Source organism: Corallococcus terminator, from assembly GCF_003611635.1.
GTDB classification, from domain to species: Bacteria; Myxococcota; Myxococcia; order Myxococcales; family Myxococcaceae; genus Corallococcus; species Corallococcus terminator.
In genome coordinates this window covers 18,299-39,923 of sequence record NZ_RAVZ01000042.1, presented here as the reverse complement: position 1 = coordinate 39,923, position 21,625 = coordinate 18,299, and the positions used below count along the sequence as shown (strand labels likewise).

Here is a 21,625-nt window from a genome sequence, read left to right as displayed (position 1 = left end):
GCGGCCCCGCCGCGTCGCGCCCGCCACGCCCGGCCCGGAGCTGGTGGCCGCCGCGAGCGCCGCGCTGAGCTCGCTCCAGGCCCGCCTCAAGGGCCCCAGTTGGAAGGTGACGCGGCTGGCGCGCAAGGCCCGGCGGGCGCTGCGGGCCCTGGGCGGCGTGGACCCGGCGGCGCACCCCGCGCTGGCCGCGCCCTTCGCCGCGCTGATGGCGCACGTGGTGGGCCCCAAGGCGGAGGGCCGGTTGCCGGTGCGCCACGCGCTGGGGCTCCTGTCCGCGGTGGACGTGGCCGCCTTCCAGCGTGCGACGGACATGTGGAAGGCCGCGCCCGCGGGCTCCGTGCCGACGGGCGTGGCGGCCGCGCGGACGCTGGGCGACCCGGAGCTGGCGCTGCGCGTGACGGCGCTCCTCGCGGAGCGTCCGGACCTGCGCGACGGCTCCGAGGACGCGTGGGCGAAGCGCTGGAGCGTCCTCAAGCCGCACGTGGAGGCCCACCTGGGCGGCGCGGGCAGCTCGCTGGCGGCCTTCGTCGGCGGGGTGGACGCCGGTGGCGACGCGCACCTGTCGAAGCGGCTCGCCCGGCTGGGGGCGTGACGGGACGCGCGGCCTGGCGCTACCCCTCCGTGGCGCTCGCGGCCTCCGAAGCGGGGGCAGGGACGGAGGTGGGCTCGCGGTCCATCTCCTCGGTGGGGTAGCCGCGCGCCGCGTCCAGGTACTTCTTCGGCTGCACCCGCCGCCGCTCCGCCTTGGAGATTCCCTGGGGGCTCAGGAGCGTGGGCTCCCCGTCGCCCGTCTTGTCCACGACGTGCCCGTCGCAGAAGAGCCACTCGGTGTGCCCGTCCGGCGACTGCCGCGCGAAGTAGAGGTCCGGCTGGCCCACCTGCGGAGACTTGGAGCACCACGTGCCGCGCGCCTTCTCCTCGCGCGCCGGGGCCTCCTCCCGCCACTTCTGCTGGGCCTCGCGCAGCGCCGCGGCGGCCTGGACCTGGGGACCCATCGCCAGTCGCCCGCGCGCCTCCTTCACCCGCTCCGCGCCCAGCTTCGCCAGGTCCGGGAACGCCCCCGTGCGCCGGAAGTCGCAGGACTGGAGGGCCTTGAGGTTGCCTTCGTGCACCTTCAGCACCGGGGGCAGCGTGCGCAGCCCCTCTTCCAGCAGCGCCAGGTGCTGGGGCTGGTCCAGCGACTTCGGGTCCTGCGCGTGCTCCGTCTCCCGGACGAAGCGCCCCAGCAGGCCGTTCACCGCCGTCAGCTCGTCGGAGAACCAGCGCGGCTCCGAATCACAAGGGCTCGCCTTCGCCCCCGTGTAGTCCCGATACTCCGCGCGCGACATGCCCAGGGCGTAGTGCTGGATGGGAGGGGCCTGCTTCGCCGCGCATCCACCCAACACCGCCCCCAGTCCCAGGAGCGCGATTCGCCGACCCATTGCCATCATGGCTCCAGTCTGCCATCCGCTTTGAGGACAAACAAACGTTCAGGACGGCATCCGGAGGGTTCCCTATCCGGTGGGCGGCCGGCCAGGGGGAGAAGGCGTGAGTGACATGGTTGTGACAATGCCGTCGCCGAAGTCCCAGGCGGTGCGACCCGGGGTACGAGGCGGGACATGAAGCCCCGGGTCCTTCTCCTCATTGGCGTGCTGGCCGCGGCGTTCGGGGTGTTCTACCTGCTGGCGGCCCCGGACTCGCCTCGCACGGTGGCGTCTGAGCCGGAGTCCGTGCGTCCGCCGTCGCGCCGGAAGGTGACGGACATCACCTTCCTCTACAGCACGGAGAAGCGCGAGTGGGTGGAGGCGGCGCTCGCGGAGTTCCAGACGACGCACCCGCACGTGCGGGTGACGCTGGTGGGACGGGGTTCACTGGACGCGGCCCAGGCCATCCTGGAGGGCCGCGAGCAGCCCACGGTGTGGAGTCCGGCGGACAGCGCTGTCCTGCGCATGCTCGCGGCGGACTGGGCGACGGACGCCTCGCACGGGCCGCTGTTCGCGACGCAGGGGGACGCCGCGCCGCAGCCGCTGGTCATCACCCCGCTGGTCTTCGTGGGCTGGCAGGACCGGATGGAGGTGCTGCGCAAGGCGGGCGGAGGCGGGGGGCTGTCATGGAAGACGCTCCAGCGCGCCGTGGCGAGCGACCAGGGCTGGCCCGCGGTGGGCGGCCCCGCGGAGTGGGGCTTCGTGAAGCTGGGCCACACCGACCCGACGAAATCCAACTCCGGCCTCCAGGCGCTCCTGTCCGCGACGCTGGAGTACCTGGGGCGCCGCGCGGGAGTTCAGCAGCAGGACCTGCTGGCGCCGGGCTACCAGGAATGGCTCAAGCGCCTGGAGCGGGGCGTGACGCGCTTCGAGCCCTCCACCGGCATCTTCATGACGGACCTGGTGCGCTTCGGCCCGTCCCGCTACGACCTGGCGCTGGTGTACGAGAGCCTGGTCATCTCGCAACTGGGCCATGCGCAGGGGCGGTGGGGACAGCTCCAGGTGGACTACCCGCCGGTGACGCTGTGGAGCGACCATCCAGCGGCGGTGCTCCAGGCGGACTGGGTGACGCCCGCGCAGCGTGAGGCCGCGCTGGAGTGGGTGGGCTTCCTGCGCAGCAAACCGGTGCAGTCGCGGGCCCTGGCGTTCGGCTTCCGGCCGGCGGACCCGTCGGTGCCGCTGAAGACACCGGACGCGGACAACCCCTTCACGCGGCTTGCGGCCCATGGCATCCGGGTGGACGTGCCGCCCGCGGCGGAGGTGCCGGACGCGGCCGTGCTGCGCACCCTGTTGGATTTGTGGTCGCGCATCGGCGTGGGGCGCTGACCTGCTGCCCTCGCGCCCCCGTGACGGAGGCGCGAAGGCGACGACTCACGGGGCGACGATGCGCTCGAAGGTGGCGAGCTGCATTTCCAGCTTCCACTGCATCCAGGCCCGCTTGTTGTTGGTGAGGAAGCCGCTGCAAGCCCCCGACAGGGTGCCCTCCGGCGTGTCGGAGGCGCAGGCGGTCGCGACGGTGGTGAAGTCATCGCGGCGGACCCAGAGGCTGTCGCCCTCCGCGAAGGCATGCTCCAGGCTGGCGCGCGCCATCTTCTTGAGCGTCTTGTAGTCGAGCCCCTGGGCGGTGGCGGCGGCCACGTACTCCTGGGTGATGTCCCCGCGCAGGATGCCGGAGTCGTCCGTCGCCAGGGCCACCGGCACGTTGTTCTTCAGGTACGCGGCCAGCGGGTGCGCGTCGCCGGACATGCCCAGCAGGACGCGGTTGGAGGTGAGGCAGATTTCGACCATCACGCCCGCGGCGCTCATGTCGCGCAGCAGGTCCTCGGCGCCGTCGCCGGCCGTCTCGCTCAGCACGTCCGCGCCATGGCCGATGCGCTCCGCGTGGGCCTTCTCCACGGCCTCGCGGATGTGGAAGTTCATGTGCGACTGGTCCTGCGCGCCGAGCACCGACGGGATGAGCTCCCCGGCGTGCAGCGACACATGCACCAGCTTGCGGCCGACCTCCTGGTCGTTGAAGTCGTCGAGCGTGCCCAGGGCGAACATCTCATCCTGGTAGAACGCGAGCGAGTTGGCGTTCTCCTCCGGCGACACGAGGTTCACGCCGACGATTTCGGGGACCTTCTGGGCCAGCTCATAGGCATACACCCACTGCCCGAAGACGTTCGTCCGGTCCGCCGTGCGGTTGGCGGAGACGAGCAGGCGCACGTCCACGGTGCAGCCGGGGTCCGCCTGGGCGGTGTCACACAGGAGCAGCTCGCGGGCCCCCTTCAGGGTGTTCGCGATGCTGGTGACCTGCGCCGTCAGCGCGCTCTGGAAGTCCGGCAGCGCGATGAGCTGCTGCCGCTTCGCCAGCAGGGTCGCCTTGTCCCAGACATCCGTGGACGTGAACAGCGGCGTGGCGAGCCGGCCGCCCGTGCTCGCGCCAAAGCCTTGCATCAGCTCCACGTAGACCTGGTTGTGCCGGCCCGCGCGCGACAGGATGTCCGCGTAGCTGTCGTCATTGCGCGAATCGAGCTGCACGGCGCCGTACTTGCCGAAGGCGTCGAAGAAGTGCTGGTGCGCGCTCAGCAGGGGGCCCGGGTGGTCCTCCATGGACCAGGCGCTCATCACCGCGTCATAGAAGGCACGGTCGGTCTCCGTCTGGGCCAGGGGCACCGCGCCGGCCGCGCACGGGTTGCTGGCCACGTAGGTCGTCGTGTTCACACACGCCCCGTCCTCCGCACCCCAGGCAATCAGCTTCTCCGTGGTGATGGCGCCGGAGGTGTGGCTGTGCAGGTCGCCACCCTTGGGCATGGCGAACAGGAAGTTCCCGAGCGCCGTGGAGTCGTTGCGCAGCGACTCCATGTGCTCGTTGACCCGCTCCTCTCGCGTCTTCTCAACCGGCGGGACGGGATCCTCTTCATTGCAGGCACTCAGGCCGAGCGCGGCGACGATGGCGAAGGATGAGAATCTGATCATGGCGGTGGGGCAGTCCTTGTGGAGGGAAGGGGGCGCTCCGTACAGCCTCCAGAGGAGAACGAGAAGGACTTTTCTCGTCTATCCAGTTTTACGAGAATGTGTATGGCAATGAATTCAAGACGGACCCAGGGCAGAGAGCGCCTGACACATCTGCGACCCAGGGATGAAGGGGCCGGCGGAAGGTGGACACTTGGATGCGGGGAGGGCGCCTTCGAGGATGGCCGGGCGGCCTTCGCCCGTGTCACGCTCGACGGGCATGCGAAGCCACCGGTTCATCCTCGTGCTGTCGTGTGGAGTCGTCGCGCTCACGGGCTGCCGGAGTTCGACGCAGGCTCCCACGGAGCCTCCCGTGTCCCCGGATGCGCTCCGTCCCGTGGCGTCCTTCTCGAACATCGAGAACAAGGAGGCGCGCTCGGTGGCGCTCTTCCTGGAAGCGGGCCGGGTGATTGCCCATCCGCGCTGCACCAACTGCCACCCGGCGGACGGCCGGCCCCGGCAGGGGATGCAGCAGCACGCCCACGTCCCGGCGGTGGTGGGCGGAGCGGACGGCCACGGTCCTCCGGGGCTGCCCTGCACGTCCTGTCATCAGGCGACGAACACGCCCACGGTGGGCACCACCGTGGCCAGCATCCCGGGCAACCCGAAGTGGGCCCTGGCACCCGTGGAGATGGCGTGGGTGGGGCGCTCGTTGGGCGCCATCTGCGAGCAGCTCAAGGATCCGAAGCGCAACGGGGGCAAGGACCTGGCGGCCCTCCAGCACCACATGGCGAAGGATGAGCTCGTGGGTTGGGGCTGGAACCCGGGCCCAGGACGCCAGCCGGTGCCCGGCACGCAGGCCGCGTTCGGTGAGCTCTTCCAGGCGTGGGTGGACTCCGGGGCCTACTGCCCGGCGCCCTGAGCCCGTCGCAGCGCCGCCAGTCGCTCTGGCGTCACCGGCAGGTCGCGCACGCGCAGCCCCGTCGCATCGAACACGGCGTTGGCGAGCGCCGCGGGCGTGGGCCCCTGGCTCGCCTCTCCCGCGCCGAGGAACGGCTCCTCCGGCCGGTCGATGAGCTGCACGTCCACGGACGGCGCTTCGGAGAAGGTGAGGATGGGATAGCCCTCCCAGTCGCGCGACAGGATGCGCCGGGCGTCGTGGCGGACGGCCTCCTTCAGGCTCCAGCTCAGTGACTGGAGGAGGCCCCCCTCCAACTGGTTGGCGAGCCCGTCCGGATTGACGACCTCGCCCGCGTCGGCGGCGATGACGGCGCGCACCACGCGCGGCGCGTGCGTCGCCGGATCCACGAAGACCTCCAGGCACACGGCGCAGTACGTCGCCAGGTTCTTGTACCGGGCGAAGGCCAGACCCCGGCCGTGGTGCGGCCGGCGCTCGAAGCGGTTCCAGCCGAACCGCTCCGTCGCGCGGGCGATGACTGCCTTCGCCCGTGCGTCCTGGAGCTGCCGCAAGCGGTACGTCGCCGGGTCCACGCCCGCCGCGTGCGCCAGCTCGTCCATGAAGGACTCGATGGAGAAGACATTCGCGTACGCGCCCAGGCCGCGCATCGAGGACACCCGCAGGGGCATCGCCGTCACGAAGTGCGTCGTCACCTGCTGGCCGGGAAAGGCATACAGAGGGATGGCATTGCGGTCGGCGGAGTAGTTCGGCGGTCCGCCATTCCTGGGCGTCGGCTGCCGGAACGGCTTCGCCAGCGAACGGCCCGCGAGCAGGTTGCCGGGCTCGCCGCCGGGGCGGGTGCCATGCGACGTGGACCACAGCGCGTAATCCCAGTCGAGCACGTCCCCATTCACATCCACGCCCGCACGCACCTTCGTCACCATGGCGGCGCCGTACGGCTCCTGGGTGTGTTCATCCTCGCGGGACCACTGCACGCGCACGGCGCGACCGGGCAGAGCACGGGCGAGCAAGGCAGCATCGGCTGCTACGTCGTCCGCGCCGTTATGGCCATAGCAGCCGGAGCCCTCCACGTGCCGGCCGTGCACCTGGTCCTTGGAGAGCCCCAGCAGCTTCGCGATGGCTTCGGAGGTTTCAAAGACACTCTGGCTGTGGGTGTCCACGGTCAGCGTGCTGCCGTCCCACGCCGCCACCGCGCAGGAGGGACCGATGGACGCATGCATCTGGTACGGCCGGCGGTAGGTGGCCTCCAGCATGCGCTCGGGGGCGACGTCGGTGGGGCGCTCGACGCGGTGGATGACCGTGTCCTGCGTGGGCTGTGACAGCAACCACGCATGCGGATCCACGGGCAGGGGCCGCCCTTCCTTCCAGCGTGCGACCAGGGCCAGGGCGGCGGCGGCCTTCACGGCCTGCCATTCCCGCGTGGCGATGACGCCCAGGAAGTCGCCGTCCCGCACCACCTTGAGCACGCCGGGCATCGCGGACACCTTCACCGTGTCCACCTCCGTCAGGGAGGCGCCGGGCGTGGGCGCGCGCACGACACGCCCATGCACCAGCGTGTCGGGACGCAGGTCCTGGACGAAGCGGGGCTCGCCCGTGAGCTTCGCGGGCAGGTCCACCCGGGGCAGGGGCTTGCCCGCGTGGCGCCGCTGCGATGCGGGCTTGGGCGCGACGGCGCCGGTGGCCTCGCGGTTCAAGCGCTTTCCACCGACGAGCGCCCAGTACGTGACCGCGCCGCCACCGGTGTTCTTCACGGTGCCGTCCTGGACGCGCAGCCGCTTCGCCGGGACGCGCAGTCGCTCCGCGGCCAGGGACACGAGCAGCGCGCGCACCTCCGCCGACGCCTGACGCACGGCCGCGCCGGCGTTGGGGATGGACATGCTGCCGGCGGTGACGCCTTCGGGAGGACAGACGCGGGTGTCGCCGGAGAGGATGCGCAGCCGGGAAGGTTCGACGTCCAGTTCGTCCGCGCACAACTGCCCCAGCGCGGTGAGGATGCCCTGGCCCAACTCCACCTTGCCCGTCATCAGCGTGACGACACCGTCCGCGCCGATGCGCAACCACGCATCGAGTCCGGGCGTGCGCGCCAGGTCGCCGGGCAACCGCGGCTTCGAGGTCTGCGCGAGGAGCGCGGGCCCCGCGAGCGAGAAGGCCAGCACCAGCGAGCCCTGCAACACCGAACGCCTGGAGACGCGGGCGCTCATTCCGCCAGCTCCGCCGCCGCGCGTTGGACGGCGCGCACGATGCGGTTGTGTGAACCACACCGGCACAGGTTCGCATCCAGCGCGGTCCGGATGTCGGCCTCGGTGGGCGAGCGCTTCTGTCGGAGCAGGCCCGCCGCCGAGAGGATCATCCCCGGGATGCAGTACGCGCACTGTCCGGCCTGTTCGGCCAGGAACGCCTTCTGGAGCGCGTGCAGCGTACCCTCCGGCGCGCGCAGGCCCTCCAGCGTGGTGACTTCCCGCCCTTGAAGGGACGCTGCCGGCACCAGGCACGAGCGCACCGGGGCGCCGTCGCGCAGCACGGTGCAGGCGCCGCACTGGCCCACACCGCAGCCGTACTTCGCTCCGTTGAGGCGCAGGTGGTCACGCAGCACGTAGAGGAGGGGAATGTCTTCCTCGCCCTCACCTGGCTCGATGACGTGGGGTGCTCCGTTGACGTTCAGCGTGAAGGCCATCGGCGGGGCTCCTCCCTGGGGAGGCACGAAAACTATCAAGCCAGGGGCGCCCGCCGGGCCCGGCATTGGCGGTGAACGTCCACCTGCCGTCAGCGTGGGCCGCTACTGCGGACGCATCAGGAAGTCCGCGACGCGCAGGGCCCAGGCCTCGGCGGAGTCCAGCTCCGAGCGGGCGTCGGCGAAGCGGTCCAGCGACGCGTCCGAACCGTCCCGCGAGAAGACGGCCTCGTTGAACTCCTTCTGCGCGTTGCCGAGCCACTGGCTGGCCCGCATGCGCAGCCAGGAGGCCACCTGCGGAGTGTGCTCCACCATGTGGAGGTCCAGCTCCGAAGGGTGAATCTCCGACGACTCTCCCTGCTTCTCAAACTCTGGCATCTCGTTCATGTCCGGATGGTCGGCATGGACCCAAGAGCAGGCACCCGGCCCCCCTGGACGAGGCCGGTGTTGAAAGCACATCACTTGGAAGGGGAGGGCTCGTACCGCTTGACGTCAGGGCGGGCCCGGGGGGCTGCTCAGATAACGCCGTCCCAACCGTGATCATTCCGACGGAAGGCGTCCCGGATGGCGTGGACGAGGGGCTCGGGCAGCGCGCCCTTCTCCAGCGTCCTCGCGTTGGCGCGTAGGTTCTCCAACTGCGTGGTGCCCACGATGCAGGTCGCGACACCGGGCGCGAACGCGGTGAAGCGCAGCGCCAGCTCCGGCCAGGACAGTCCGTCCGTCTGGAGGTTCATGCGCCGCATCCGGTCCCAGTACTCGCCCACGTCGTGCGAGGCCGGCCGGTCGTCCGCGAAGCGCCACGGGGCATTGGCCAGGGGCCGCTTGGCGATGACGCCCACGCCGCGCGACACGGCCTTCGCCACGCCGTGGTCGAGCGAGCGCTGGTCGAAGAGGTTCACGGACGTCTGCACCACCGCGAACACGCCTGTCTCCAGCGCGGCGTCCAGTCCGGCGTTGTCGCCCGAATAGGCGGCGGCGCGCACCTTGCCCGCCTGCACCGCGCGGGTGAGCGCGTCCAGCAGGCCCGGGCGGTGCAGCACGTCCGGGGGACACGAGTGGAAGTGCAGCACGTCCAGCACGTCGGTGCGCAGGCGCTGGAGGGCCAGGTCCACGCCGCGCGTGATGCATTCGGGCGTCCAGTCCTCCACGCCGGGCACGCCGTAGCCGCACTTGGTGGACAGCACGAACTCCCGGCGCCGCGACGCGAGGTGCCGGCCGATGCGCTCCTCGGACGCGCCGTAGCTGGGCGCGGTGTCGATGAGGGTGATGCCCGCGTCCAGCACGCCGTGCAGCAGCGCGCCCGCGTCGGAGTCACTGAGCGCTTCGCTGCCCACCGGGCCCGCGCCGAAGCCGAGCGCGGAGACGGTGAGGCCACTGTTTCCAAGAGGGCGCTGCATCATCGCTTGGGACCTTCTCCACGCGCGGCCAGGTCGATGAAGCCGCGGATCCAGGTGAGGTTCACGGCGTCGCACGCGTCGCGCGGCGTGGGCGTGGTGGTCTCCAGCGCGGCGGTGTACGGCACGCCCTGGCGCGTGTACCAGTCGGTGACGCTGCCATCGTGGAAGACGACGAAGCCGTTCTCGTCGGCGAAGCTGTTGTCATCCACCTTGCGGCTGCGCACCACGGTGGCGTGCGGGGCGCAGGCCTCCATCATCGGGACGTAGGCGGCCTTGTCCCCGAAGGTGTACGCGTACGTCGCGACGCCGCCCAGGTAGTTGTCCTGGTGGATGTCGAGCGCGGCGTCGGGAGGCGGGAAGCGCGCCAGGTCGGTCCTCACCGCGCGCGTCTCCTTGGGGCCGCCGTCGTACAGGGCCCAGCGCAGGATGGTCGGGTCGCCGATGAGCTCACCGCGCCACTCGCCGGGAGCGATTTCATAGCGCATGAAGTCGTTGTTGGGATGTTCGCCGCTGCGGTTGTAGCGCGTGCCGTCCTCGAAGCCGGAGGGGTTGATGCACGGGTAGACGCGCAGGCCCACGCCCTTTGACTTCGCGTAGGCGACGACGTCGGGCAGGTGCTGGGCGAGCGTCAGGGGCCCGGCGGGTTCCTCGCCGTGGAAGCCGGAGGTGATGACGAGCCAGCGTTCGCCAGGGACGATGAGGCGGAAGAGCGGGTAGTCGCGCCCGCCTTCGTGCACCTGTCCGTATTCGGTGAGTTCGCCCAGGGAGGCATGGGCACGGATGCGTCGTGCGTAGTCGGTGTAATCCACCGTCCGACCATATCCGTGCGGGCACGCCCTGCCCACGCTGGAGCACGCGGTCGTGAAGAATCTGTCCGCCGGAGCGCAGCCCGAACGGCCCGCCCCGGGAAGAGGACGGGCCGCTCGGGGAAGGGGCCTACTTCTGGCCGGTGCGCTCGCGGTATTCGGTGGCCAGCTCCTGGCGCTGGGCCGGCGTCAGCGTGCGATGCATCTCCAGCACGGCGTCCGTCGCCTTGTGGGCGAAGGCGCGGAACGCGTCGATGCGCGAGTCCACCAGCGCGTGCAGCTTCGCGGCGTCGGGCGTCGGCGATTCGAGCTGGGCGAGGGCCTCCGTGCGGACGGCCTGCTGTCCCTCCATGAGCTGCTGGCCGTCCGCGAGCAGGCGGTCCTTCACGGCGTGGATGGACGAGCGCTGCGCCTGGGTGGCGTCCAGGTCATCCAGCTTGTCGTCCAGCTTCCACGTCACCATCTGCTTGATGCGCTCCGGGTCGGGCGAGCCGTGGTGACCGCGGCCGCCGAAGCCGAAGCCGGTGAGCAGGGTGACGGCGACAACGGCGGTACCGGCGATGACGAGCGTCTTCTTCATGGTGTGATTCTCCAGTCGTGGGGTTTGTTTCCGCTTCCTGACTGGAGCCAATATGCGAGCCGACCATTGCGAGGGTTTGAGCGGGGCGTGAAGAAGTGTGTAGGGAGCGCGCTGCCCGATTCGACTTGGAATGGCGTGGCCACTAACGTCGGGCGACATGGATTCCCAGTCCGAGCCTTCCGTCACCCAGGTCCCTCCGCCGCTGCCCGCCACCGCGGAACGCCCGCGGGTGTGGACGGTGTTCCTCGCGTTCGTGCTCATGTTGGTGACGCTCATCATCGGGGGGGCCCTCTTCGCCGGCATCGCGGTGGCGATGGAGATGGCCCGGACCGGCGAGAAGTCCCCGGACGTCGCGGCCATGATGGAGCAGATCAAGCTGCTGCCCTGGCTGCACGTGGCGGGCGTGATGCTGTCGAGCCTCACGGGGCTGGGCGTCGCACTGCTGGGCGGGTGGCTGTCCCCGCGTCCGCTGCGCGAGCGGCTGCGGCTGAGTCCGGGGGCCTCCCTGCCTGTCTGGCTCTGGGGGGCCGCGCTGGTGGGCTGCTTCGCGCTGGGGCAGGCGATGGAGAGCCTGAGCGTGCTCGCGGGTGTATGGGATTGGACGTCGTCGCTGAAGGGATTGCAGGCCACCAGCCAGGCCTCGCTGGGGACGTTCGCGCTGCTGATGTTCTTCGGCACGCTGGTCGCTGGCACGGGCGAGGAGCTGTTCTTCCGGGGCTATGTGCAGACACGGCTGGTGCAGCGCTGGGGCCCGAAGGCCGGCATCATGGGGGCCGCGACGCTCTTTGGTTTCATGCACCTGGACCCGGTCCACAGCCCCCTGGCGCTGGTGCTGGGCGTGTATCTGGGCTGGCTCGCGGAGCGCACGGGCAGCGTGCGCCTGCCCGTGTTCGTCCACATCCTCAACAACGCGACGTCCTTCCTCCTGACCCGCTTCGCGTCGTCCGCCACCGAGCTGTCGACCTCCACGCACGTGGCGCTGCTGGTCGTGTGCACCCTGCTGACGGTGGGTGCCGTGGCGGTGCTCAGGCCCGGCGGTGGTCGCGCCGGTACGCGCCTGGCGCACTCCCACCCCAGCGTTTGAAGGCCCGGTTGAACGAAGCCTCGCTCTGGTAGCCGCTGGCCGTCGCGACGTCGCTCAGCGGAAGCGTGCTCTCCCGCAGGAGCTGCGCGGCCTTCGTCATCCGCCACCGCGCCAGGTACTCCAGGGGCGGCTCTCCCACGAGCGCGCTGAAGCGCGCGGCGAAGCCGGACCGTGACAGGGCGACGGCCGTCGCAAGGCGCTCGACGGTCCAGGGCTCCGTGGGCCTTTCGTGGATGAGCGAGAGGGCCTTGCCTATCGGCGGATCCACGAGCGCGCGCAACCCATGCTCCTGACACTGGCCTCCCGCGATGTGCGCCCGGATCGCCTGCACGAGCAGGATGTCCGCGAGCCGGCTCATCACGACGGTCGCGCCCGGGCTGGAGGAAGCACTCTCCGCGATGAGCAACTGCACGGTCGACGCGAGCGAGGGGGTGGTCGCGGTGTCGTCCGCGGCGATGTGGATGAGGCGCGGAAGTGAATCGAACAGCCGCGTGCTGGGCGTGACTTCATGCCGGAAGGAGCTCGCGACCAGGGCCGTCCGGGCTCCGTCGCCCCCCATCCGGAGCGAGCCGATCCCCCCGGTCCGCTTGCAGTCACCCTGCCCGATGATGTGGATCGGGCTGCCTTCCGCATCGCGAAGCGTGTGCGCTCCACCATGCGGGAGCAGGGCCAGGTCGCCGGCCGAGAGGGAGACTGCCTCCTCAAGGCCCTCGACCTCCAGGCGAGCACCGCCGCGCGCGATGAGGACGATGTGCGCCCCGGGGCTCGCGGGGAACTGGATGCCCCAGGGCGCGTGCAACTCGAAACGACCGTGCATGACGGTGGACAGCCGCATGGAATCCAGCACGTCCGCAAGCACGTCCGCGAACTGCTCGTCCTGTGCGCTTGGACGATCGGTCAATTCTTTTGGACTGGATGCCATGGCACGTCCATAGCGGCCCTCGCATTCTCTGGCCATGGCAAACACCTCGAAACTCTTTTCTTCCTTCCGCCTGGGCCGCCTCGACCTGAAGAACCGGATGGTGATGGCGCCCATGACGCGAAGCCGGGCGCAGGTCGACGGCAACGTGCCCAACCCCCTGGCGGCGACCTATTACGCGCAGCGGGCCTCGGCGGGACTCATCATCTCCGAGGGCACCCAGGTCAGCCCCCAGGGTGTGGGGTACATCCGCACGCCCGGCATCCACTCGCCCGAACAGGTGGCGGGGTGGAGGGGGGTAACGGAGGCCGTCCACGCGGCGGGTGGGCGCATCTACGCCCAGTTGTGGCACGTCGGGCGCGTGTCGCACCCGGACTTCCATGACGGCCGGTTGCCGGTGGCGCCCTCCGCCATCGGGCATGACGGAGAGGTCTTCACGTCCAAGGGGCGCACGCGCATGGTGACGCCGCGAGCGCTCGAACTGGAGGAGCTTCCCGGCATCGTGGAGCAGTTCCGCCACGGCGCGGGCAACGCCCTGGAGGCGGGCTTCGACGGGGTCGAGCTGCACGGCGCCAACGGCTACCTGTTGGATCAGTTCCTGCGGGATGGCTCCAACCAGCGCACCGATGCCTACGGCGGCAGCATCGAGAACCGGGCGCGCTTCCCGCTGGAGGTGGCTCGCGCGGTGGCGGGCGTCTGGGGCGCGGAGCGGGTGGGCTACCGGATCCTGCCGCAGTCGTTCGCCATGGTGGGCATGAAGGACTCCAACCCCGTCGAGACGTTCACCTATCTGGCCCGTGAGCTCGACCGCCTGGGGATTGGCTACCTGCACGTGTCGGAGGCGGTGTCTGGCCACATGGCGCCGGCGCCGTCCCCGGAGCAGCGCATCACACCGCTGCTGCGCAAGGCCTATCAGGGCGCCCTCATCGTCAACGCCGGCTACGACGCCCGGACCGGCGAAGCGGCGCTCGCCCGGGGAGAAGCGGACCTCGTCTCCTACGGCATGCCGTTCCTCTCCAATCCGGACCTGCCGGAGCGCTACCGGAACGATTCGCCGCTCAATCCTCCGGATGTCGCCACCCTCTACGGTGGCGAGGAGAAGGGCTACACGGACTACCCAGCGTTGCACTGAGGAAGGAGGTGGACGTCATGACGAACCTGAAACAACAGCAGACAGTGGAGCGTCGCCTGGGCCGGATCATCGACCTGCCCGCTCCGATGCCGGGGCAGTTCGGGCCCGCGCACACGGTGGTGCCGGTCATCTCGCCGGAGGACTACGCCTCGTCGGATCCGTTCATCCTGTTGATGGACGACCGGATCAACGGCAAGCCCATCGGCGGGCCGCACCCGCACGCCGGCTTCGAGACGGTGACGCTCGTGGAGAAGGGCGGGATGGCCCACGACAGTGGGCGGCTGGGCGAGCGTGATGCTCAGTGGATGACGGCCGGCAGCGGGGTCATCCATGGCGAAGGGCTGGACTCCGCGGGCGAAGGGCGGATCCTCCAACTGTGGCTGACGCTGCCCAGGGCGCAGCGCTGGGTCCCCGCCAGCTACCAGGACCTTCCCTACGCCGCGCTCCCGGTCCGGCGCGAGCCCGGGGTGGAGGTCCGGCTGTACAGCGGCAGCTCGGGCGCCGTGCGGTCGGAGACGAAGAACTACGTGCCCGTCACCCTCGCTGAGTTCCTGCTGGAGCCCGGCGCGAGCATCGAGCAGGACCTGCCCGCTTCGTACAACGGCTTCTTCTACGTCCTGGAGGGAGAGGTCGCGGTGGGCCCGGAGGGCAGGGCGCTGCGGCCCGGACAGGTGGGCTGGCTGGACCGTCCGAAGTCCGGTGGGGACAGCTCGATTCGCATCACCGGAACCACCCGGGCACGGGCGCTGCTGTACGCCGGACAGCCCCAGGGGGATCCGCTGGTCAGCCACGGTCCGTTCATCGGAGACACCCGGGAGGACATCCTGCGGGTGATGGGCGAATACCGCTCCGGCCGCTACTCGGCCCCACCTCCGAGATAGCGTCCGCTTGGGTCCTCAACGCACCGCCGGGTTCCGTGATGCTTCGAACGGATCCGGCAGCTCCGCCGCGAGCTTCGCGCGCATCGCGGTCACCACGTTGGGGAAGTCCTCCGCCACATCACGCTTCTCCTCGGGGTCCGCCACCACGTCGAAGAGCTGCACCACCACCCCTTCTGGCGTGGGCAGCTCCAGGAGCTTCCACCGTCCCAGGTACAGCCCCCGGTGCCGCGCGCGCAGCACGGTGCCTTCCCACTCGGGCTTGAGTGAAATCTCTCCCGTGTCCCGCTCCACCGTGGCCGTCTCGTAGATCCACGGGTAGGGGATGCGCACGGTCTGGTACGGCTGCCCGTCGCGGTCGCTGAACCACAGGTCCGTCTCGATGAGCGCGGGCACATCCGGCAGCGGTCGAGGCTCCGGTCCAGGTCGAGCCAATGATGCGAGCGAGCGGCCCCGGAAGGACTCCGGCGCGCTCACGCCCAGCAGGTCCAGCAACGTGGGCGCCACATCCAGCGAACGCGCCCGCTGCGTCACCGTGCGCCCCGCCGCGACCTGTCCGGGCAGCCGCACCACGAAGGGGATGCGCAGCGCCGAGCGTCCCCACAGGTGGTCACCATGGCCCTGTCCCAGGCCCTCGTCCTCCAGGTGCTCGCCATGGTCGGACAGCAGCACCACAAGCGTGTCGTCCCACCGCCCGCGCCGCTCCAGGTCCCTGCGCAGGCTCCCCACGAACCCGTCGAACGTGCGCACCCCCGCATCGTAGTTCGCGCCCAGCGCCGTCACGTCCTCGGGCGTGGTCGCGGGCGCTTCCGGATCCACCTCCATCCGGGGTGTCGCGCCGAAGCGCCACGGCCCCCGGTAGCCCCGCTCCACGAACCGGCCCTCCTGCGGCCACGGCGCGGCGTAGGGAAAGTGCGTGGACGACGCGAAGACCACCAACGCGAACGGCTTGTCCTCCGGCAGTCCCTCCAGCGTGCGACGCACCCGCGCTCGCAAGGGGGCAGGGTCGGTCAGCTCTGGAAACTGGCCCCGCTCCGGAAACAGCCCCGGCGCCAGCGCCGTCCACGGCAGCAGCGCCACGTTGGTGATGAGCATCCGCTGACGGATGAGGTCCGGGAAGCGGAAGTCCGGCGCGGACACGTGATGGAAGCCGTAATCGAAGCGGGAGAAGTGGTCACCCGCGTAGTCCGCCACCACCGCCGTGCGGTAGCCCTGCGCCTTCAACACCGTGGCCAGCGTGGTGAGCTTCGCTTCGCGCGCCTCGCGGCCCACCAGCGTGTGCGTCACCGGGTGCTCGCCCGCCCACTGCGACGTCAGCAGCGTCGTCCATGACGGCGCGGTGCGCGGCACCTGCACCACCGTGTCATCGAAGCGCGTGCCCTCGTCCATCAACCGGTCGATGTTCGGTGACGTGGCCCGCGAGTACCCGTTGCCCGACAGGTGGTCGGGCCGCAGCCCATCCGACGCCAGGATGAGCAGGTTCGGCCGCGCTGGCGTCGAAGCGTCCGCGCCATTCCCCGCCCGCGTCAGGCCCAGGCCGGTGAAGCCCGCCACCACGACCGCCGCCGCGGTCCCGCCCATCACACCGCGCCAGCGCGGCGTCTCGGCCAGCCCCCGCGCCACCACCGCCAGCACGCTCAACACCGGCAGCACCAGCGCCGCCATGTACCAACCCGAAGGCTGTGTCCCGCTCACACCCCGGAGCAGCGCCGCCGTCACCTCCGAGCGCGCATACAGCGTCGCCGCGTACACGTGCGGATGCCGCGCCATGTCGCCCAGCACCAGCATCCCCTCCACCACCAGGCACCCCAGGCCGCTGCCCCAGAACACCGCGCGCCGGCTGCGCTGGGCCGCCCACAGCCCGGCCCCCAGCAGCGCCCCCAGCACCAGGCCCACCGTGCAGTACGCCGCGAGCAGCCGGGCCACCTGCCAGAGCACCACGTCGCGCCACTCGGTCCACACCCAGGTGGTGACGATGCTGCTCTCGTTGCCCTGGTAACCCAGTTGCATGTTCAGCAGGGCACACAGCGTGTAGAGCGCCAGGAAGACGAGCAGGCCTGCCCGGCAGCCCAGCAGGAGGGCACGGGCGAGCGTCGGTGGACGGGCGGTGGTGGCGGGCATCCTGGGGCAGCGTGGGCACGAATCCCACGCCCGGCACCCCTGGGAGGAGGGGATGCGGGTTGGAATCAACACGCCCGGACGGCGAGGAAGCCTCGATTCCGCTCCGGGTGTTTTCCAGACCGGACATCCGCTCCCCTGGACGTGGGAGGTCCTCCGAATGCCGGAGGCCCTGTCACTGGACTGGCGAGCAGGGGGTGCGGGCTCTAGTGTTCAGGCGCCTCCTTCTTCACTCCGGGAACCTGACGCTTATGTCCTTTACCCACCTTCACCTGCACACCCTCTATTCGCTGCTCGATGGGGCGATCCGGATGAAGGACCTCATCAAGACGGTGAAGGAAAAGGGCATGTCGAGCGTGGCCGTCACGGACCACGGCAACATGTTCGGCACCATCGACTTCTACAAGAAGGCGAAGGACGCCGGCATCAAGCCCATCCTCGGCCTGGAGGCCTACGTTGCCGGCCCCAAGGGACGCGAGGACCGTTCGGAGAAGGTGGCCCACCACCTCATCCTCCTGGCGAAGAACGAGGAGGGCTACGCGAACCTGCGCTACCTGTCCTCCACCGCGTACATGAACGGGTTCTACTACCACCCGCGCATCGACAAGGAAGTGCTCGCCAAGCACAGCAAGGGCCTCTTCGGGCTCACCGCGTGCCTGGGCGGTGAAGTCACGAGCGCGTGCTTCCGCGGCGACATGGACCACGCCCGCCGCGCCGCCACCGAGTACAAGAACATCTTCGAGCCCGGGCAGTTCTTCCTGGAGATCCAATCCAACGGGATGCCCGAACAGGACAAGGCGAACGAGAACCTCAAGCAGCTCTCGCGCGACATCGACGTCCCGCTCGTCGCCACCGCGGACGCGCACTACATCAAGCGCGAGGACGCCCGGGCGCACGAACTGCTCATGTGCATCGCCAGCGGCAAGACGCTCGCGGACAGCAAGCGCCTGCGCCACTCCACCGACAAGCTCTACGTGACGAGCCCCACGGAGATGCTGGAGTTCTTCAAGGACACGCCCGAGGCCGTCCACAACACCCAGCGCATCGCCGAGCAGTGCAACGTGGAGCTGAAGCTGGGCAAGCCCATGCTCCCCACGTTCAAGGTGCCCGACAGCCACACCCCGGACTCCTACATGGCGGAGCTGTCCTACGAGGGCCTGCGCCAGCGCTTCGAGGAGCTCAAGCACCAGTACCCCATCGACCACCAGCAGTACAAAGACCGCCTCACCCTGGAGCTGGGCGTCATCCAGCGCATGGGCTTCAGCGGCTACTTCCTCATCGTCCAGGACTTCATCAACTGGGCGAAGGCCCAGAACATCCCGGTGGGCCCGGGCCGAGGCTCCGGCGCAGGGTCGCTGGTGGCCTACGCGCTGCGCATCACCGACCTGGATCCCATCCCGTACAACCTCCTCTTCGAGCGCTTCCTCAATCCGGAGCGCGTGTCGATGCCGGACTTCGATATCGACTTCTGCCAGGACCGGCGCGACGAGGTCATCAAGTACGTGGGCCGCAAGTACGGCGAGATGAACGTGGGGCAGATCATCACGTTCGGTTCGCTCAAGGCCAAGAGCGTGCTGCGCGACGTGTGCCGCGTCTTCGGCCTGCCCTTCAGCGAAGGCGACCGCATCGCGAAGCTCGTCCCGGAAGTCCTCAACATCTCCCTGAAGGAGGCCATCGAAATGGAGCCTCGCCTCAAGGAGATGATCGAGAAGCCTTCGAACATCGGTGAGGTGGAGGGCAACCCCGTCACCACGAAGGACGTGCTCGAAATCGCGCTCGCGCTGGAGGGCCTGCACCGCCAGCCCGGCATGCACGCGGCCGGCGTCGTCATCGCCGACAAGCCGCTGTGGGAGTTCGTGCCGGTGTACTCGCCCCCGGGCGAGAAGATCCTCATCACCCAGTTCGCCAAGGACGAGGTGGAGGCCGCGGGCCTGGTGAAGTTCGACTTCCTGGGCCTGAAGACGCTCACCGTCATCCAGCACGCGCTGGACCTGGTGAACCGCAACCACGGCAAGGACATCAAGCGGCACGAGATCCCGCTCACCGATGAAAGCATGTGGGCGCTGATGGCCAAGGGCGACACGGCCGGCGTCTTCCAGATGGAGTCCAGCGGCTTCACCGAAATGGTGATGAAGCTCAAGCCGTCCTGCTTCGAAGACGTCATCGCCGCGGGCGCGCTGTACCGCCCGGGTCCGCTGGACGCCGGCATGGTGGACGTCTTCATCAACCGCAAGCACGGCCGGGAGAAGGTGTCGTATCCGCACCCGAACCTGGAGCCCGTCCTCAAGGACACCTACGGCGTCATCGTGTACCAGGAGCAGGTGATGCAGATTTCGCAGGTCCTGGGTGGCTACACCCTGGGCCGCGCGGACCTGCTTCGCCGCGCCATGGGCAAGAAGAAGGCCGAGGTCATGCAAGCCGAGCGCGCCGGCTTCATGGAGGGCTGCAAGACCAACAACGTAGACCTGAAGGTCGCGGGCGAAATCTTCGACCTGATGGAGAAGTTCGCCGAGTACGGCTTCAACAAGAGCCACTCCGCGGCGTACGGCCTGGTCACCATCCACACGGCGTGGCTCAAGGCCCACTACCCGTGCGAATTCATGGCCGCCCTTCTCACCAGCGAGAAGGACAACACCGACAAGGTGGTGAAGCACATCGGCGAGGCCCGCGAGTCGGGCACGCAGGTGCTGCCGCCGGACGTGAACCAGTCAGACCTGGCCTTCGGTGCGGTGGAGGGGAAGATCCGCTTCGGGCTGGGCGCCATCAAGGGCGTGGGCGAGGGCGCCATCGAGTCCATCCTGGAGGCGCGCAAGGAAGGCCCCTTCAAGAGCCTCTTCGACTTCTGCGAGCGCGTGGACGGCCGCCGCGTCAACCGCAAGGTGCTGGAGGCGCTGGTGAAGGCGGGCTCCTTCGACTTCGAGAAGCGTCCCCGCGCGCAGCTCTTTGAGACCATCGAGCGCGCGATGAACCGCGGCTCCGCCAGCCAGAAGGACCGGGCCGCCGGCCAGAGTTCGCTGTTCGGCATGCTCACCGGACCGGCCACCGCTGGCACCGGCCTCAAGGACGACTACGCGGCGGTGGAGGAGTGGCCGGAGAAGGAGCGCCTGGCCTTCGAGAAGGAGTCCATCGGCTTCTACGTGTCCGGTCACCCGCTGTATCAGTACGAGAAGGAATTGAAGCGCTACGCGCGGCCCATCACCGCCGTGCAGCGCGCGCGCCGCGACGAGAAGCTCACCGTGGCGGGCATCATCACCGTGCTGCGCGAACGCCCCACCAAGACGGGCAAGCGCATGGCGTGGGTGACCATTGAAGACCTGTCCGGCTCCACGGAGCTGGTGTGCTTCCCGGGCAAGGACGGCACGCGCAACGTGATGGGCAAGGACGGCAAGTGGTCCAAGCAGGGCCCCAAGCCGGGCTATGAGCAGTGGGAGCACCTGCTCAAGTCGGACGACCCCATCCTGGTGACGGGCACCGTGCAGATTTCCCAGCGCGACGAGAACACGCCCACCGCGGAGCTCATCGTCGACGACATCCAGAGCCTCAAGTCCGTGCGGGAGAAGCGCACCAAGCGGCTGGAGCTGCGCCTGCCCGCGGACGTCGTCACCGAGGAGCGGCTGGCGAAGCTCAACGAGCTGGCGAAGAAGTACGCCGGCGCGACGCCAGTGGCCGTGAGCGTCCTGTTCCCCGGGGAGGCCGAAGCGCACATCTCCGGCACCACGCTCAAGGTGCAGGTGAATGATGACTTGCTGCTCGCGGTGGACCGGCTCTTCGGGCAGAAGGTCGTGGAGTTCGGCTGATTTGAAAGAAGGAGCGACTCCATGGCGGATGGCGTGTTCAAGGACGGGCTGCTCAACGGCAAGACGGCCTTCATCTCCGGTGGCAGCAGTGGCATCAACCTCGGCATCGCCACCGCGTTCGTGAAGGCGGGCGCGAAGGTGGCCATCAACGGCCGCAACGTGGAGAAGCTGGAGGGCGCGGTGAAGGGCCTCCAGGCCCACGGCGCCGCGATGGGCGTGGCCGCCGACGTGCGCGACTACGCGTCCGTAGAGAAGTCCCTCCAGCAGGTGCGGGACGCGTTCGGTGAGATCGACATCCTGGTGTGCGGCGCCGCCGGCAACTTCCCCGCGCCCGCGCTGGGCATGTCCTCCAATGGCTTCAAGGCGGTGATGGACATCGACGTGCTGGGCACGTTCAACGTGTCGCGCGCCGCCTTCGAACACCTGCGCAAGCCGGGCGCGTCCGTCATCACCATCTCCGCGCCCCAGGCGTACCTGCCCATGGCCATGCAGGCCCACGTGTGCGCCGCCAAGGCCGGCGTGGACATGCTCACCCGCGTGCTCGCCATCGAGTGGGGCGGCGCGGGCGTGCGCGTCAATGCCATCACCCCCGGCCCCATCGAAGGGACCGAAGGCATGAGCCGACTCGCGCCTTCCGTGGATTCGCGGCAAAAGCTTGCGGAGGCCCTGCCGTTGCAGCGCTTCGGCACCCCGGAGGACATCTCCCGGCTGGCCCTGTTCCTGTCCTCGGACGCGGCGTCCTTCATCACCGGCGCCATCATGGTGTGTGACGGCGGCCAGTCCCTGCTGGGCGGCGCCGCGCTCCTCCAGGCGATGAACGGCTGATCATTCAGTTGAGCTGCAATGTTCCGGCCTCACTTTCGTGAGGCCGGGGGATGTCTGCTAGAAAGTGGTGCACCCCGCGCAGGCAGTTCCTGCCGCGCGGAG

18 protein-coding genes are annotated in these 21,625 nt (G+C 69.7%); 8 read left to right on the top strand and 10 right to left on the bottom strand.

Annotation, left to right across the window (positions count from 1 at the left end; genetic code table 11):
- Positions 1-592: molybdenum metabolism regulator (locus D7V88_RS09075; RefSeq protein WP_120540222.1), on the top strand; the 592-nt coding region annotated here is incomplete at its 5' end.
- Between the two features lie 19 nt (positions 593-611).
- Here D7V88_RS09075 and D7V88_RS09070 read toward each other — a convergent pair.
- Positions 612-1,421 (bottom strand): hypothetical protein, encoded by an 810-nt coding sequence (locus D7V88_RS09070; RefSeq protein WP_244238066.1) that lies wholly within the window; start codon positions 1,419-1,421, stop codon positions 612-614.
- Between the two features lie 177 nt (positions 1,422-1,598).
- Here D7V88_RS09070 and D7V88_RS09065 point away from each other — a divergent pair, with 177 nt between their 5' ends.
- Positions 1,599-2,789, top strand: a complete 1,191-nt coding sequence (locus D7V88_RS09065; protein WP_120540218.1) for a substrate-binding domain-containing protein — start codon at positions 1,599-1,601, stop codon at positions 2,787-2,789.
- Between the two features lie 45 nt (positions 2,790-2,834).
- On the opposite strand, the gene D7V88_RS09060 is transcribed toward D7V88_RS09065, so the two are convergent.
- The gene (locus D7V88_RS09060) at positions 2,835-4,421 is read right to left on the bottom strand and encodes an amidohydrolase family protein (protein WP_120540217.1); all 1,587 of its coding nucleotides are present in this window, start codon (positions 4,419-4,421) and stop codon (positions 2,835-2,837) included.
- A 256-nt stretch (positions 4,422-4,677) separates the two neighbouring features.
- On the opposite strand from D7V88_RS09060, the gene D7V88_RS09055 reads away from it, so the two are divergent.
- A complete protein-coding gene (locus tag D7V88_RS09055; RefSeq protein ID WP_120540221.1) occupies positions 4,678-5,319 on the top strand; it encodes an Isoquinoline 1-oxidoreductase subunit in 642 nt (213 codons plus the stop codon).
- Here the strand turns inward: D7V88_RS09055 and D7V88_RS09050 are convergent.
- The 6 genes from D7V88_RS09050 to D7V88_RS09025 form a co-directional block, all read right to left on the bottom strand.
- Positions 5,301-7,517: a xanthine dehydrogenase family protein molybdopterin-binding subunit gene (locus D7V88_RS09050; protein WP_120540216.1), complete on the bottom strand. Its 2,217-nt coding sequence runs from the start codon at positions 7,515-7,517 to the stop codon at positions 5,301-5,303. The two genes, D7V88_RS09055 and D7V88_RS09050, sit on opposite strands and share 19 nt — an antisense overlap.
- Positions 7,514-7,990, bottom strand: a complete 477-nt coding sequence (locus D7V88_RS09045) for a (2Fe-2S)-binding protein (protein WP_120540215.1) — start codon at positions 7,988-7,990, stop codon at positions 7,514-7,516. Before D7V88_RS09045 ends, D7V88_RS09050 begins: the two co-directional genes overlap by 4 nt.
- A 102-nt stretch (positions 7,991-8,092) precedes the next feature.
- On the bottom strand, positions 8,093-8,374 hold the full coding sequence (locus D7V88_RS09040) for a FruA-associating protein, FapA (RefSeq protein WP_120540214.1): 282 nt from the start codon (positions 8,372-8,374) through the stop codon (positions 8,093-8,095).
- Positions 8,375-8,502: 128 nt separating this feature from the next.
- Positions 8,503-9,387, bottom strand: a complete 885-nt coding sequence (locus D7V88_RS09035; RefSeq protein ID WP_120540213.1) for an aldo/keto reductase — start codon at positions 9,385-9,387, stop codon at positions 8,503-8,505.
- A complete protein-coding gene (locus D7V88_RS09030; RefSeq protein WP_120540212.1) occupies positions 9,384-10,193 on the bottom strand; it encodes a M14 family metallopeptidase in 810 nt (269 codons plus the stop codon). Before D7V88_RS09030 ends, D7V88_RS09035 begins: the two co-directional genes overlap by 4 nt.
- A 127-nt stretch (positions 10,194-10,320) precedes the next feature.
- Positions 10,321-10,770, bottom strand: a complete 450-nt coding sequence (locus D7V88_RS09025; protein WP_120540211.1) for a Spy/CpxP family protein refolding chaperone — start codon at positions 10,768-10,770, stop codon at positions 10,321-10,323.
- 157 nt (positions 10,771-10,927) lie between these two features.
- Between D7V88_RS09025 and D7V88_RS09020 the strand changes: the two genes are divergently transcribed.
- A complete protein-coding gene (locus D7V88_RS09020) occupies positions 10,928-11,854 on the top strand; it encodes a CPBP family intramembrane glutamic endopeptidase (protein WP_158625046.1) in 927 nt (308 codons plus the stop codon).
- Here D7V88_RS09020 and D7V88_RS09015 read toward each other — a convergent pair.
- Entirely contained in the window at positions 11,796-12,755 is a 960-nt protein-coding gene (locus D7V88_RS09015; protein ID WP_244238065.1) for an AraC family transcriptional regulator, read from the bottom strand. The genes D7V88_RS09020 and D7V88_RS09015 overlap by 59 nt on opposite strands.
- 55 nt (positions 12,756-12,810) lie before the next feature.
- Here D7V88_RS09015 and D7V88_RS09010 point away from each other — a divergent pair, with 55 nt between their 5' ends.
- Positions 12,811-13,905 (top strand): alkene reductase, encoded by a 1,095-nt coding sequence (locus D7V88_RS09010; RefSeq protein ID WP_120540208.1) that lies wholly within the window; start codon positions 12,811-12,813, stop codon positions 13,903-13,905.
- Positions 13,906-13,922: 17 nt separating this feature from the next.
- Positions 13,923-14,786 carry a pirin family protein gene (locus D7V88_RS09005; RefSeq protein WP_120540207.1) on the top strand — a complete coding sequence of 288 codons (864 nt, stop codon included), beginning with the start codon at positions 13,923-13,925 and terminating at the stop codon, positions 14,784-14,786.
- A gap of 15 nt (positions 14,787-14,801) precedes the next feature.
- On the opposite strand, the gene D7V88_RS09000 is transcribed toward D7V88_RS09005, so the two are convergent.
- Entirely contained in the window at positions 14,802-16,904 is a 2,103-nt protein-coding gene (locus D7V88_RS09000; RefSeq protein WP_120540206.1) for a sulfatase family protein, read from the bottom strand.
- A gap of 248 nt (positions 16,905-17,152) precedes the next feature.
- Here D7V88_RS09000 and dnaE point away from each other — a divergent pair, with 248 nt between their 5' ends.
- Together dnaE and D7V88_RS08990 are read left to right on the top strand one after the other, a co-directional pair.
- Complete coding sequence (gene dnaE / locus D7V88_RS08995) at positions 17,153-20,698, top strand: DNA polymerase III subunit alpha (RefSeq protein WP_120540205.1); 3,546 nt, start codon at positions 17,153-17,155, stop codon at positions 20,696-20,698.
- A 21-nt stretch (positions 20,699-20,719) separates the two neighbouring features.
- Positions 20,720-21,523, top strand: a complete 804-nt coding sequence (locus D7V88_RS08990) for an SDR family oxidoreductase (RefSeq protein WP_120540204.1) — start codon at positions 20,720-20,722, stop codon at positions 21,521-21,523.
- The last annotated feature ends 102 nt before the right edge of the window (positions 21,524-21,625 follow it).